The 14309-nt window shown below is 46.2% G+C and carries 13 protein-coding genes; all 13 read right to left on the bottom strand.

All coding sequences use genetic code 11. The annotated features are described in order from the left end of the window. Positions 1–1269 (bottom strand): ammonium transporter, encoded by a 1269-nt coding sequence (locus M3212_RS04260; RefSeq protein WP_251192715.1) that lies wholly within the window; start codon positions 1267–1269, stop codon positions 1–3. 431 nt (positions 1270–1700) lie between these two features. Next, positions 1701–2747: an AbrB family transcriptional regulator gene (locus M3212_RS04255; protein ID WP_251192714.1), complete on the bottom strand. Its 1047-nt coding sequence runs from the start codon at positions 2745–2747 to the stop codon at positions 1701–1703. 147 nt (positions 2748–2894) lie between these two features. Next, positions 2895–3584 carry a uracil-DNA glycosylase gene (locus M3212_RS04250; protein ID WP_251192713.1) on the bottom strand — a complete coding sequence of 230 codons (690 nt, stop codon included), beginning with the start codon at positions 3582–3584 and terminating at the stop codon, positions 2895–2897. Positions 3585–3697: 113 nt separating this feature from the next. Continuing rightward, positions 3698–4813: a mandelate racemase/muconate lactonizing enzyme family protein gene (locus tag M3212_RS04245; protein WP_251192712.1), complete on the bottom strand. Its 1116-nt coding sequence runs from the start codon at positions 4811–4813 to the stop codon at positions 3698–3700. Between the two features lie 17 nt (positions 4814–4830). After that, positions 4831–5982, bottom strand: coding sequence for a mandelate racemase/muconate lactonizing enzyme family protein (locus tag M3212_RS04240; RefSeq protein ID WP_251192711.1), 1152 nt, complete (start codon positions 5980–5982; stop codon positions 4831–4833). Positions 5983–6020: 38 nt separating this feature from the next. Next, positions 6021–7295 carry a TRAP transporter large permease gene (locus tag M3212_RS04235; RefSeq protein WP_251192710.1) on the bottom strand — a complete coding sequence of 425 codons (1275 nt, stop codon included), beginning with the start codon at positions 7293–7295 and terminating at the stop codon, positions 6021–6023. 25 nt (positions 7296–7320) lie between these two features. Next, a complete protein-coding gene (locus M3212_RS04230; RefSeq protein ID WP_251192709.1) occupies positions 7321–7818 on the bottom strand; it encodes a TRAP transporter small permease in 498 nt (165 codons plus the stop codon). A 107-nt stretch (positions 7819–7925) separates the two neighbouring features. Beyond that, positions 7926–8948: a TRAP transporter substrate-binding protein gene (locus M3212_RS04225; protein WP_251192708.1), complete on the bottom strand. Its 1023-nt coding sequence runs from the start codon at positions 8946–8948 to the stop codon at positions 7926–7928. Between the two features lie 143 nt (positions 8949–9091). Continuing rightward, a complete protein-coding gene (locus M3212_RS04220; protein WP_251192707.1) occupies positions 9092–10207 on the bottom strand; it encodes a mandelate racemase/muconate lactonizing enzyme family protein in 1116 nt (371 codons plus the stop codon). A gap of 19 nt (positions 10208–10226) precedes the next feature. Then, positions 10227–10922 carry a GntR family transcriptional regulator gene (locus M3212_RS04215; RefSeq protein ID WP_251192706.1) on the bottom strand — a complete coding sequence of 232 codons (696 nt, stop codon included), beginning with the start codon at positions 10920–10922 and terminating at the stop codon, positions 10227–10229. Between the two features lie 223 nt (positions 10923–11145). Further along, positions 11146–12207 (bottom strand): TRAP transporter substrate-binding protein, encoded by a 1062-nt coding sequence (locus M3212_RS04210; RefSeq protein WP_251192705.1) that lies wholly within the window; start codon positions 12205–12207, stop codon positions 11146–11148. Between the two features lie 147 nt (positions 12208–12354). Continuing rightward, the gene (locus M3212_RS04205; protein ID WP_251192704.1) at positions 12355–13635 is read right to left on the bottom strand and encodes a TRAP transporter large permease; all 1281 of its coding nucleotides are present in this window, start codon (positions 13633–13635) and stop codon (positions 12355–12357) included. Next, complete coding sequence (locus M3212_RS04200; RefSeq protein ID WP_251192703.1) at positions 13632–14144, bottom strand: TRAP transporter small permease; 513 nt, start codon at positions 14142–14144, stop codon at positions 13632–13634. Before M3212_RS04200 ends, M3212_RS04205 begins: the two co-directional genes overlap by 4 nt. Positions 14145–14309 lie beyond the last annotated feature (165 nt).

The raw sequence follows: 14309 nt of genomic DNA, 5'->3' as shown, positions 1-14309 counted from the left end.
TTACGCTCCTGTGCTTTTATTTTGACCTTGCATGCTTTCAGGATAACCGTAGCTGCCATGCTCACTTAAGTCAAGACCGACAATTTCCTCTTCTTCGCTAACACGTAGGCCACCAATTAGAGCTTTCGTCACCAGTAACAGAACGTAGGAAGCGATGAACGCGAACGCTCCACAAGCGACAACACTTAACGTTTGAACACCTAACTGACCAAGCCCTCCACCATAGAAGAGACCAGCACTACCGCCGTTCATTGCGGCAAGCTCAGGTGTTGCAAAGAAACCAGTTGAAATTGTGCCCCAGACCCCGGCTACCCCGTGGACGGATAAAGCGAAAATCGGGTCATCAATCCGTGCTTTGTCAAAGAACTTCATACTGAAGAATACGATCAGCCCGCCGACAATACCAATCACGACAGCTGCCCACGGCGCAACAAACGCACAACTCGCTGTGATCGCAACGAGACCGGCCAAAGCACCATTCAGCATGGTTGGCACATCTGATTTTCCTGTCATTGCCCAGGCGATGAAGAGCGCTGCTACCGCTCCGGCTGCCGCCGCCAATTGCGTGTTGAGAGCTACGTAGCCAAAGAAGGCGTCTGCCACTCCTAATGTACTACCTGCGTTAAAACCGAACCATCCGACCCAGAGAATCAACACACCTAATGCTGTATACACCTGGTTGTGACCGGCAATTTCGTTGACTGAACCATCTTTGTTGTATTTGCCCAGACGCGGCTTTAATAGAATCGTGGCCGCAAGCGCCCCCATTGCACCTGTTAAGTGAACAACTGTCGAACCGGCAAAGTCCTGCTTTCCTAGCTCAGATAACCAGCCATCTCCCCAAATCCAGTGAGCGACAATCGGATAAACGAAAGCCGTGAATAAAACAGCGAAGACGAGGTAGGCTGAAAGCTTCGCCCGCTCTGCGAAACCACCGAAAGCAATCGTTAACGCGATCGCCGCAAACATCACCTGGAAGAAGAAGTCAACCGAACCGACCAGCCCTTCTTCTGCCGTCGATGTATCGCCGAAGAAGAAATCAGACAATCCGATAAAGGCGTTTCCTTCCCCGTACGCGAAGCCCCATCCGACGGCCCAGTAAACGAGCGAGGCGATACCGACAGTGAAAATTGTCTTACCGGCGATATGACCCGCATTTTTCATTCTTGTTGAGCCTGCTTCAAGAAGTATGAATCCACCTTGCATAAATAAAACTAAAATTGCAGCAACCATGACCCAAAGATTATCCATAAGTACTAATGCATCCATTTCCTATCTCTCTCCTCTCGTTAATAGAACATATCAGCGTTAAGGAAGCTGACATCTTTTGTTAGTTCTTATTATACGTCTTTCCTTTTTAGCTTCCACACCCTTGTCAGGTTTGCTAACATGCTTTTTGATCGCCCATGTAAGATGGTGGACTTTATTATCCGCAATCCTTACAACATCGGCGGGTTTCGTTCAGAGGAATGCCTAAGAAAACCGTACAGCGGCTTTTCTTAGAAGCGGCGTGCGGAGCGTTACAATCTTTTAAGGAGGGCTGAAAACGGGCTTTCTTCAGCCATCTGCGTAACGTGCGAAGCCGCCGCTCTTCCTCGAATTAACCCGAAAATCTTATACTTTCTTATCGTTTTAAAAAAAATAGCCATCGAGGTTGAACATTCAACCTCGATAGCTATCTCCTTTACCAGCTGTCCTCTTTAGTTCGGTAGCTTCTTTTTGGCGTTAACAGGCGTTGAAAACCATTTAATTAAAAACGGAAGAGCTGCGAACAGTGTTAGGACCCTTAGCATTTGCAAGGTCGCGACCATCATCGGCTCGACGTCGAGCGCCGTCGCGGTCGACGCCATCTCGGCCGCACCGGCCGGCACAACACTCAGAAGACTGGTGAAAAACTCAAGCGGTGTCAACAAATAAAACAAACCCGCCAGCCCAAAGCTCATCACAAAATAAAGCGCAAGCGTCATTAAACTGACCCCGCCGATTGCCTTTAATTCCAATAGTGTTTCCTTATCAAAACGGATACCGATAATCGCTCCCATCAGCCCCTGGGCAATGCCGGAAACAAAGTTGGGAATCTCGAGAGTCGGCACGACCCATTGATGAAAAATAAAGCCGAGCGCGATCGCCAGAAACAGCGACGAACCCGGAAGCGGAATCCGCTTGCCAAGTAGCAGAGTGACGAGACCAATCCCGCCGATACAGACGAAGGATAGAAGCGCGTCACCAACCATAACCCCGCCGGCAGAACCGTTTTGCGCGGGGATCGGCACATTTAAGCCGATGACGAGCGGAATAAAGAGAACGAACACCGTAATTCTCGTCGTGTGGAAGGCAGCCACAATTTGCTGGTCGGCGCCATACTCTTTGCTTAACGCAATGACCTCTGAAGCGCCGCCAGGCATACAACAGAAAAAAGCCGTGTTCGGATGCAGGCTTGAAAAACGTTGCATGAACTTACCGAGCAGCAGGCCTCCTGTGATCGTCAACAGAAACACAAAAACAAAAGGCAGCAACAGCGAGCGGTAGGTGATAAACTGCTCCGGTATCACTCGAAAGCCGATTGTCGCGCCAATAATCGCCAGTGCTACTTTAAACAAACTATCGGGAAAATATAATTTTTTTATAAAAAAGGCACAAATGAGGCCCGTGACAAGAGAACCGAGCAACCAGCCCGCAGGAACTTGCCCTAATGCGCATAACCCGCCAACGGTTATCGCGATGATCAGATAAAGGATTTTTTGCATAAGAAGCGCCTCCCGCTTGTTCGGCAACGTCCCTGTTGCCGCTTTGCTCCTTTATTTTACCACTTTTTTCTCCTGCTAGCAGTTTTCCTGACAATCATCCTGTGAGAGGCGACATCGTGACACTTTTCTTTTATAAGAGAAGAAAGGCTATTCCGACGCTTCGACCTCTTCCGGAAGTTCCCAATCGATCCCTTTCTCCCCCATCTTCTCGAGCAGCTGATTGATTTTTGAGAACGGTCGGCTGCCGAAAAAGCCTCTGTTTGCGGAGAATGGGCTTGGGTGAGGGGCTTCAAGAATATAATGACGGGAATTCGTGATTAGCTCCTTCTTCTCCTGCGCGTGACGCCCCCATAGGACAAAGATAACCGGACGCTCGCGCTCATTAAGCGCTTCGATCACGGCGTCGGTAAATCGTTCCCATCCTTTGCCGCGATGCGAGCCCGCCTCTCCTTTCCGAACGGTCAGCACTGTGTTTAAAAGCAACACCCCCTGCTTCGCCCAAGGGACTAAATAGCCGTGCCCCGGTATCCGGCAACCGAGGTCATCCTGTAATTCTTTATACATATTTTGCAGCGAGGGCGGAACCTTGACACCGGGCTTGACCGAAAAACTTAGCCCGTGAGCCTGATTCGGTCCGTGATAGGGATCCTGCCCGAGTATCACCACTTTCGTTTCGGAATAATCGGTATAGTGCAGGGCATTGAACAGGTCATACATCGACGGATAAATAACCCGTGTCTTGTACTCCTCTTTTAAGAAACTCCGTAATTCTTGATAGTAAGGCTTCGAAAATTCAGCGCCTACTATCTCATTCCATTCATTTTTTAAAATGCTCATACTAGACTCCTTTCCTGCCGTTTCTACCAGTTTACCAGAAATAAGCGGCGTTCGTTTCCAAAAAAAAGCGATGGACCAAAAGGAATAAACACCTTTTGATCCATCTCCGAGACCTATTTGCTAACCTGATACCGTTGCAGCACTTCCTCATCAAGCTCAATGCCGAGACCCGGTTTATCGGGCAAATAAATCGTTCCTCTTTCCAGTTTGAAGCCGTCTACCGAGAGCGCCGAACGCAGCGGGTTATCATCCATCGTTAATTCAAACCATTCCACATTTGTCAGGGAGGCTCCGAAGTGGAGGTTGGCGGCAAGTGAGACAATCCCAGCTGAAAAATGAGGAATGCATTTTTTTCCAAAGGCAGCCGCAAGAATACCTATTTTCCGCGCTTCCGAAATTCCTCCTGTCCAGATGGCGTCTGTCTGGACAATATCAACCGCATCATGCAACAATAAGTCCCGTATTCCATAGCGGGTATATTCCGTTTCGTATCCGGCGATTGGAATATCCGTCTTACTGGCGAGCTTCTGGCTGTTTCTAATGTCATCTGATGATAACGGTTCTTCAAAGAAAAAGATACCCTCCTTTTCAACCGCTCTCGCAAATCGTAACGCCGTTTCGTAATCATAGGCATTATTCGCGTCCACTGCCAGTTTCATTGACGAACCTAATGCTTCCCTCGCTGTCCGGACACGTTCGATATCTTCCTCAAGACTTTCGCCGCCAACCTTCATCTTAACCGCAGTGAAGCCCTGATCCTTATAGCCTGTCATTTCCGCATGTAACTCAGGAAGACCCTTCCCTTCCTGATAATAGCCGGCGCTTGCATAGGCGGACAAGGAAGCGCTCGCCCCACCCAGCAATTTATAAACCGGCAAGCCAGCTTTCTTTCCAAGCACGTCCCATAACGCGACATCGATCGCGCTCATCGCCGCCAGTACGATACCTCGTCGCCCGACGCGGAAGGAGCCCCGGTACATTTTTTCCCAAATCCTATCAATATTTGTCGGGTCCTCATCCTTTAACAGCGGTTTTAAAATTTCCTCGACAATGACCGCGGTAGAATGCAGGGAACCAAGGGCAAATCCTTCCCCAATTCCTATAATTCCTTCATCCGTATGGATCTTCACGAGGAAGACATCCCTTGTCTGAATCCCTGACAAACTATCACGTGGCGGTTTGCTTGGCAAGTAGGACAGCATGATCGTTTCAATATTTGTTATTCTCAAGACAGGCTCCTCCTCAATCAATTTTGTTTATATCTGAGAATCACATCACGGTTTATCTCAACACCAATCCCCGGCCGGTCTGGGATAGCGACCATTCCCTGTTCATTCATCGAAATTTGATCAAAAATCAACTCCGATCTGAAAGGATGCGACGATTGATCGTACTCAAGCATTGGCTCAATCGGCTCCATCGCCAGCGGGGCCGGCGGAATCGTCGCCAAATATTGCAGGGAAGCTGCCAGTCCTACTCCAGAGCCCCATACGTGGGGGTTTAACATCGTATTCCATGTTGAAGCTAATACAGCGATCCGTTTACAGGCGGTAAACCCTCCTGATGAGCACAAATCAGGCTGCAGGACGTCGAGGGCTCTTGTTGTGACCCAATCGCGAAACCCAATTGAGCCAAACTGATTTTCACCGGAGGCAATAAAGGTCGAAGTCAGTCCCTTCAGCTCTTTGTAGCCGCCAATATCTTCAGGGTCGAGCGGTTCCTCGAACCAGTAGAGGTCGGCCTTTGCCTCAGCCAGCTCAAACAGGATGCGTCTGGCCGTCGCCGCATTATACGCACAATTGGCATCGGCCATTAATAGAATCTCATCACCAACAGCTTGACGGACAGCTGTAATATAGTCTACGTCGGCTTTAATGCCAAAGCCGGTTTTCAGCTTCATCGCTCTAAACCCTTTTTCCATATGACGCTGCGCTTCCTCAATTGCCGTCTCAGGGTATTGCTTTCTTTCCTCGCGATAGAAGCCGGTAGCATACGGCCTGATCTCCGTCCGGTGGGCCCCGCCCAACAATTTATGGACCGGTTTATTGACCGCTTTACCAACGATATCCCAAAGACCAATATCGACAGCACTCATCGCGTTAATAACAGCCCCGCCATGATACGGACGAGTAAAGGCGAAGAGCTTGTCCCAAATGACTTCAACGTCAAACGGGTCCTGCCCTATGACAAGCGGTGCCAGGCTATGTTCGATAATAGCCGCCGCTACTTCGGGCGGCTGCAGACCATGGCATAATGACTCTCCCCAGCCGGTTATTCCTTCATCAGTTTCGATTTCAACCAGCACTGTGCTCCGCTGCTTGACCCAGCCCTGGGAAAAGGCAAAGGGGATTTCCAGCGGAACCTGGAGGACATGAACTTTCAGATTGGTAACTTTCATGAACGTTTCCCTCTTTTCTGTTCGTTGTTGCTTTGCTTCTATGATCCAATACTAGGCAGCCAGAGAACAAGGCTTGGGAAGAACGTAATAATCAGCAGTACGGCAATTAATACGAGCAGGAAAGGAAATACATGCTTTAATAGCTGAACGACATCGATATCACCGATCTTCGATACGACAAACAGCAACATGCCAAACGGCGGAGTCAACAAACCGATCATTAAATTGAAAACCATAATAATCCCAAAATGAACAGGATCTATATTAAACGTTTGCATAATCGGCAACATGATTGGCACAAGAATCGTGATCGCTGCAATGGTTTCCATAAAAGCACCGACAAGTAAAAGAAATAGATTTAAGATCAGCAGCATCACGAACGCCGAATCAACTGAAGCCGTGAAGAAATCAAGGATTTCCATCGGAATTCTTTGGCGCATGATCACGTTGCCGAACAAAGTTGACATTGATACGATAAGACCGATAATAGCACTATCACGGGCTGTCTCTCTGAGCACCGCTATTAAATCTTTAAAACTCAATTCACGGTAGACGACCATTGATAAAAACAATGCGTATAATACAGCAAATACTGCCGCTTCGGTTGGAGTGAATACTCCCTGGTAAATACCTCCTATAATGATTATCGGGGTTAACAGCGGTAAAAAGGCACCCTTTAAAGCCTGAAAAAACAGCGGAAAAGTCGGGCGCGCTTCCCTTGGATAATTATTTTTCTTGGCATAATAAGCGACAAGCATCATCATCGCAATCGCCATAATAATCCCGGGAAGAATCCCTGCCAAAAATAAAGCACCGACTGAGGCACCGGCGGCGACCCCATAAATGACCAAAGGCAAACTGGGTGGAATAATCGGCCCGATCGTCGACGAGGCCGCGGTCACGGCTGAGGCAAACCCTTTATCATAACCTCCGTCCTTCATCCCTTTAATGACTACAGGACCGAGGCCAGCCGCATCGGAGATCGCTGTTCCGGACATCCCGGAAAACAAGACACTGCTCGTTACATTAACATGACCTAAGCCGCCAGGTAAGAAACCGACACATACCCGGCAGAACATAAAAATACGGTTGGCGATCCCGCCGACACTTAACAGCTTTCCAGCTAATAAAAACAGTGGAATCGCCAGGATCACAAAGCTATTAATTCCGCCCATCAAGCGTTGAGTGGCATTAGCATATTGGATTCCCCCGTCCAGCCACATCAGAAAAACCGACGTAAAGCCCATTGCGAAGGCAACTGGCATTCCAATAATAAACAAGATAATAAGCACGATCAGGAAAGTAAATAACATACGATGTTTTACTCCTTCCAGCAAATTATGAATTCTTCACGATATCCTCTTTTAGCACGATATCTTTTACCGTTTCAATCAGTCGCAAAATGCTGTAAAACATCATCAGAACACCGCCAATAAATAGGCCGAGATAGACATAAGACATACTGAACCAGCGCATTCCCGCCGAAGATACATCCCAGCTGCTCTGCACCATGAACCAGCTCCCTTGCAGCAGAACGATAAGAAAGAGCATGATCCCGATTTGCACACCTAATGATACAATCAGCCTCAGCATCCGCGGCAGCCTGTCTACCAGAACATCAATACTAATATGGGTTCTCTCCTTAATTGCCAGCGCCCCGCCAATATAGGTTAAGTAAATAAACATAAACCGGGCGATATCCTGCGTCCAAGGTGCAGAAATATTAAAGACGTAGCGAAACACTACCTGAAGTGTGACGACAATGACAATTCCGATAATCATCAGTAACATAAAGAAATCAATTGCTTTTTCAAGAGCCTGTAATGTTCGTTTCATAAAGCAATGTCCTTTCCATCCTATTATCTGGTTTATTGAAGCACCCCCACCTACGCCAAAGTGGGGGTCTGGTAGTCACCTGATTTTCTGACTAGAGAAAAGACTTCCTATTCAAGGTACGATCTGACTTCTTCAAAAGTGGTGACCGTCCATTGAGTTTCAAAGAATTCCTGCAACGCCTCTTCACCAACTCTGGTAAAGGCTTCTTTATCTACCTCGACAAACTCCATCCCGGCGTCGATCAGTTCATTTAAGAAGCGCTCGTCATCACTTGCCGCTTGTTCGTCAGCAAAGGCTACTGCTTCCTCAGACGCTCGCTCGACGATGTCCCTTTGCTCATCGGTCAGTGAATTCCAAAGGTCACCGTTCATCCAAATGAAGGAGGCTTCTTTAATATGACCGGTGTTAATCACATAATCCTGAACCTCGTTCAATTTAAACGTCGCTATTTGTTCATAAGGACCTTCCGAGGCATCAGCAACACCGGTCTGCAGGGCGCCATATAATTCCGGCAACGCCACGGCCGTAGGGGAGGCTCCCATCGCCGCCCATCCGGCAACCCACGCTTCCAGTTCAGGTAAACGCAAGTTTAATCCTTGAACGTCTTCAGGTGTCCGGACCGGAATGTTCGCTGTCATGTTTCGTTCTCCGCGCATGATCGTGCCAATTACTTGAATATTATTTTCCGCCATTTTCTCAAACATCTGGTCCCCTAATTCGCCTTTAATCACTTTTTCCATATGAGCCATATCTTCAAATAAAAACGGGGCACCCATAAACATATATTCAGGGGCGTACATGTCCACCCCGGTGAAGCCACCAAGTGTCATATCAAGGTCTCCCGAGCGGACCGCTTCAAAATTCTCCCGTTCTGAACCTAGCGCGCCATTAGTAAAAAGAGTGACCTCGATGCTTCCCTCTGAGTATTCATTAACAAGTTCGGCGAACATCGCAGCTCCCTTTGTATGTGCTGCTTCATCCTCGAAAACGGTAGCCAAATCAATTTGAAGAACGTCTCCACCACCTTCTTCAGCACCGCCTGATTCTGAACTTTCCTCCGCTCCGCCACATGCGGAAAGGGCCGCGACACAAGCAACAAGTAACAAAAAGCTCCAAAAATTCTTTATCATCTTAATCCCCCTACGTTTATTATTAAAATGTAATACATTACATTTTAAATTCTTACACGAAGTCTATCACATAATTAAAGCGCTTTCAATTTTATTTTTACAAGTTTACGAGACTAATGAGAGAATGGTCATTCCGTTCAGCTTCAGGAGACTGTGTATTTCCTGATCACTTCTTCATTTAACTCAATTCCGAGTCCCGGGCTATCTGGGAGCTTAATCCGTCCGTTTTCATGAATGAGAGAGTGATGAATCAATTCATCACGTAAAGGATTTTCATTTCTATCCAACTCCAGCAAATGAGCATTAGCTGTGGAAGCGATAAAATGAAGATTGGCGGCTAAGCAGACACCAGAAGAAAAGACATGCGGCATGATCGCTAAATGATTCGCCAATGCTAAAGCGGCTATTTTTTTACATTCGCTTATCCCGCCTGCCCATATCGCATCCGGCTGCAAATAGTAGACAGCCTGATTCTTGATCAGCTCCATGAAGGCATATCTTGTGACATCCTGCTCATATCCGGCGATCGGAATAACTGTACTGTTTGCAAGCTTTGCCGTCCCGGTTACATCATCTGCCATTAACGGTTCTTCGATCCATTTTATATTAAATGGTTCAAGCTGCTTCGCCATCCACAAAGCCGTCGGCAAATCCCAGTTGCTGTTTGCATCGACCGCTAAGCCAATTTCATCACCAACCGCCTCACGAACAGCTTGTACTCTTTTCAGATCATCCTTCGCGCTCATTCCCCCTACTTTCATCTTTACTGTTTTGAAGCCTTCCTTCACATAGGTCTCCATCATGTGAGCTAATTGGGGAAGACCCCGTCCTTCACTGTAAAAACCGGAGCTGGCATAGGCCTCGACTTCATCCCTGTAACCGCCCAATATTTTATAAACCGGTTTATTAGTCGCCTTGCCAATCAGGTCCCATAAAGCAATATCGATCCCGCTTAAAGCGGCAATAACAATCCCTCTTCTCCCATGCTGAACTGTGCCCTTATACACGTCATCCCATAATCTCTCCACATCAAAAGGGTCCTTGCCAATAAAATAGTTTTTTAATTCCTTATCGATTACCGCTTTCGTCGTTTCAATCGGTCCGCCGAAACTCGCCGATTCCCCTAATCCGATTAACCCCTGATCGGTATACACTTTAATGATCAGCGCCTGCCTTTTTGGGATATAATGCTGTGCATCCCAAATCGGCTCCTGCAACTCAGCTGCCAATGGTATTGTTTCAATTTCAGTAATTTTCAATTGTGTCCACCTCTGCTGGTCATGGTAATCTCTTAACTGCCAGAATTCCTTCTAACCCGGAATGAAGTAATGTTGTTAGGTTACTAAATTCCCGAACCGTTTTTTGAACAGCATGAATATGCTTGCTCATCGCGACTTCCGCTGCGTCCAAATCCTCTTTTTCCATTGCGCTGATCACGTCTACATGTTCATCAACCGTGCTTTTCATTCGCTGTTCATTAAGTATGGTCAAGTATCTGACCCTTCCCACCTGCACATTAAATTTATGCAAGATCTCTGTTATTTTGTTGTTTGCGCAGCTATTAATAATCAACTTGTGAAAATGATCATCCTCTTCAAAAAACTCCTCATAGCTTTCCTCAATGAGAAGCTGATACATTCGTTGATTTTTATCCTTGAGTTCTTTGACGAGCGAGGGCAGGTGTTCCTTCTTCAATAACTGGATCGCCTTACACTCAAGCGACTCTCTAACCTCAAATATCTCCATAATGTCCTGCACACTCAGCTTGTACACATAGAGCTTCCCTGCTTCCTCTAATAAAAATCCTTCATTCGTTAATTGTCTCAAAGCCTCTCTAACCGGAGTTCTGCTAACATGAAATAATTCAGCAATCTTTTTTTCGTGAACCATTTCCCCTGGAAGGAATTTAAACGAAATAATCTTTTGTTTTAATTGATGATAGACATGATCAGCCTTTGTACAGCTTTTTTTCAATCTTTCACCTCCTGAAAAAAGGATTAAAATTTGTATACATTGATTGTATACTAATCTGAATTCATTTTTCAATATATTTATATTATTTAGAATATTTACATTACACTTACACTTTCTGCTGCCGGAGTTTTTCCCCCTTCGCAAACTAAAATAAGAGGCCGCGGAAGGGTTGCTAAACAACCTTTTCCACGGCCTCTGTCAAAGTCGGTTTTATCTCACATTATTAGGCTTCTGCTTGAATTCTCTCGACAATGTCTTCTGCCCAGTCATACTGTTCGAAGAATGAATCATACATTGGCTGAACAGCGTCGATCATTTGCTGTCTGAATTCATCAGACGGAGTCGTGAATTCAACACCGTGCTCCTCTAAATAGGCACGGTCTTCTTCATAGCTGTTCTCCATTAATTCAAATTCATACGCCGCTGATTCAAGCGCTGCATCCTGGATCACCTGCTGCTGCTCAGGGCTCAATGAATTCCAGAAATTGGAGTTGATAATATAAAGGTTCGGGCTGAACATATGGTTTGATTCAAGCACATTCGACTGTACTTCATACCAGCCTGATGCACGCACTGTCGCAACAGGGTTTTCCTGGCCATTAATTACGCCTTGTTCAAGTCCGGTAAACACTTCAGAAATAGCAAGTGGAGTTACGTTAGTTCCAAGCAGCTCCCACATTTCGATATAGTTTGGAATGTTTGGCGTACGCATCCGGAAGCCGCTGAAGTCATCCATGCTTTCAATCAGCTTATCACTTGATACCATTCTGAAACCGTTTGCACTCCAGGCTAAAGGTTTCACGCCATGGATCTCTTCAAGATCAGCCATTAGTTCGTCACCAATTGGACCGTTTAAAACATTTTTCACGTGCTCGTAATCTTCAAATAGGAATGGCCATTCGCCGACCGCCAGCTTTTCGACTGAGGACTGCATGATCATACCCGGAATCCCCATTTCGATTGTCCCGTTACGGACACCATCATAGAATTCCTGCTCTGCGCCAAGCTGACTGTTTGGATAAATTTCAACCGTTAAGCTGCCGCCTGATTGTTCTTCGACAGTTGGCTTAAACACTTCCTTAAGCGCGATGTTTTGCGGATGATCTTCAGCAAAGTAGTGAGCGATTTTGACCGTGTGAGATTCTTCAGTCGCAGCACCTTCACCGCCGCCTTCTGTCGCTCCACCATCCGTGGATGCCTCATCTCCACCTCCACAAGCTGTGAGGAAAAGGACGCTTGCCATCGTTATTCCTAAAAAACGATTCAGTAATTGACTCTTTTTCATCTTTGTCTCCTCCTTGAATGTAATATCTATAGCAGCCATTGGCTTACTAACTTTCTAAATGAAAATCTCCCTTTATACCGAGGGCTGTCTCAAAAGACTTTCGGCTTGTCTTCTGAGACACCTCGGTTAAACAGGTTGACATTCACGCTACTTCATCAGCCATTCCAGCGGAACGAGAACAATTTGCGGGAACAGGACGAGCAGGAATAAAACCAGGATCTGGACAAGCAGGAACGGCCAGATTCCTTTTGTTATATCAATAATACTGATACGGCTTATTCCACAAGCAACATAAAGTACGGTTCCGACCGGCGGTGTAATTAAACCGATACAGAGATTAATAATCATTAAGATCCCGAAGTATACCGGATCGATCCCCGCTGCCGTAACAACAGGCAGCAAGACCGGAGTGAAAATCAGAATCGCCGGCGTCATGTCCATCACTACTCCGACTAATAGCAAGAACACCATTAGGATGAGTAGCAACACAATTGGGCTGTCTGTAATACCGCTCAGCATCGATGCCAATTCCGCAGGCACTTGAGCGACAGTGATGACCCATGATGTAACAATAGCAGCCGCGGCGAGGAACATAACAACACCGGTTGTCTTTGCCGAGGCAACAAGAACGTCAGGAAGCTGTCTGATTTTCAGATCCCCGCGGTAAACAGTCAAGCTGATTAAAAGTGCGTATACACAGGCAATAACAGCTGCCTCGGTTGGCGTGAAAATCCCGCCCCGTAAACCGACAATGATGATAACAGGTAAGAAAAGCGCCCAAATCGCCTGGCCAAAGGCTTTTAATCTTTCTTTAGCCGTCGCTTTTTCCATTGTTTCATAGTTTCCGCGTTTGGCGACAAAGTACCAGGCAACCATCAAACCTACGGCAAACAAAATACCGGGAACGATACCACCCATAAACAATTGCGTAATGGAAACGCCCCCAATAACGCCAAACATAATCAATGGAATACTCGGCGGGATAATCGGAGCGATGATCCCTGCGGACGCGACAAGTCCCGACGCCCGGTTGACATTATATCCGCGGGCAACCATCATCGGGATTAAGATCGCCCCCAGCGCTGCTGTATCAGCTACAGCAGAACCGGATAGTCCGGCAAACATCACACCCGCCAAAATCGTTACATATCCGAGCCCACCGCGGATATGCCCGACAAGCGTCGTTGCGAAATGAACAACACGCTTTGAAATACCGCCGGCGTTCATGATCTCACCGGCAAGAATGAAGAACGGGATTGCCATCAATGGAAAGCTATTCGCCCCATTTACGAGCTGTTGCGCAACAACCTGAGAATCAAAAATTCCCATCACAAGCATCATTGCAACCGCACTCATAAGCATCGAAAACACAACAGGCAATCCTAGAAAGAGGAAGAAAAATAATACGCCTAAAAATACCCAAATCATAACGGTTTCTCCTCCTCTCTTGCTTTAGCCCAGGAAGGTAAATTTTGATTTTTCACTACATATTGGAACGTTTGGATAAGGCTCATTAAAATAATGACAACCGCCGCTAATGTGGCGGCGATAAAGAGCACAGACAAAGGAATCCCGGTTGCCGGCCCGTAACTGTTACTGTTTACTTGGATCATTTTCACTCCACCGTTAATAACAATGCTCATCAAACCGATTATCACAACCTGGTTAAATACATAAAGAGCTTTTTGTGCTTTTGGCGGCAATGACCCTATTAATATATCAACACCCAAATGAGAACGATCTTTAAATGCTGCAATCGCACCTAAAAACACAATCCAGACAAATAAATAACGCGCCATTTCTTCAGACCATGTAATGCCGGATTCAAATACATAGCGAAGCACTACATTCATAAACACGAGAAAAACCATTGACGATAGAAAAACGGTAATCGTTGCTGTCAAAATACCGTTCAAAATCCGCAGTAACTTTTGCATAATATCCCCCTTACTTTTTACATTTTTTCAAAAATCTAATTTGTTTTATATTACAAAACAAAGTTTCATTTATAGGGTTCATCATTTCTTATTTTTCACTTTATAAATAATATGTTATTGAAAGCACTTTCAAATGTCAATATAGTTTTCGAATTTTTTGTCAAT

The sequence above is a fragment of the Halalkalibacter oceani genome (assembly GCF_023715705.1).
GTDB classification, from domain to species: domain Bacteria; phylum Bacillota; class Bacilli; order Bacillales; family Bacillaceae_D; genus Halalkalibacter; species Halalkalibacter oceani_A.
This window is presented reverse-complemented; position numbering and strand designations above follow the sequence as displayed.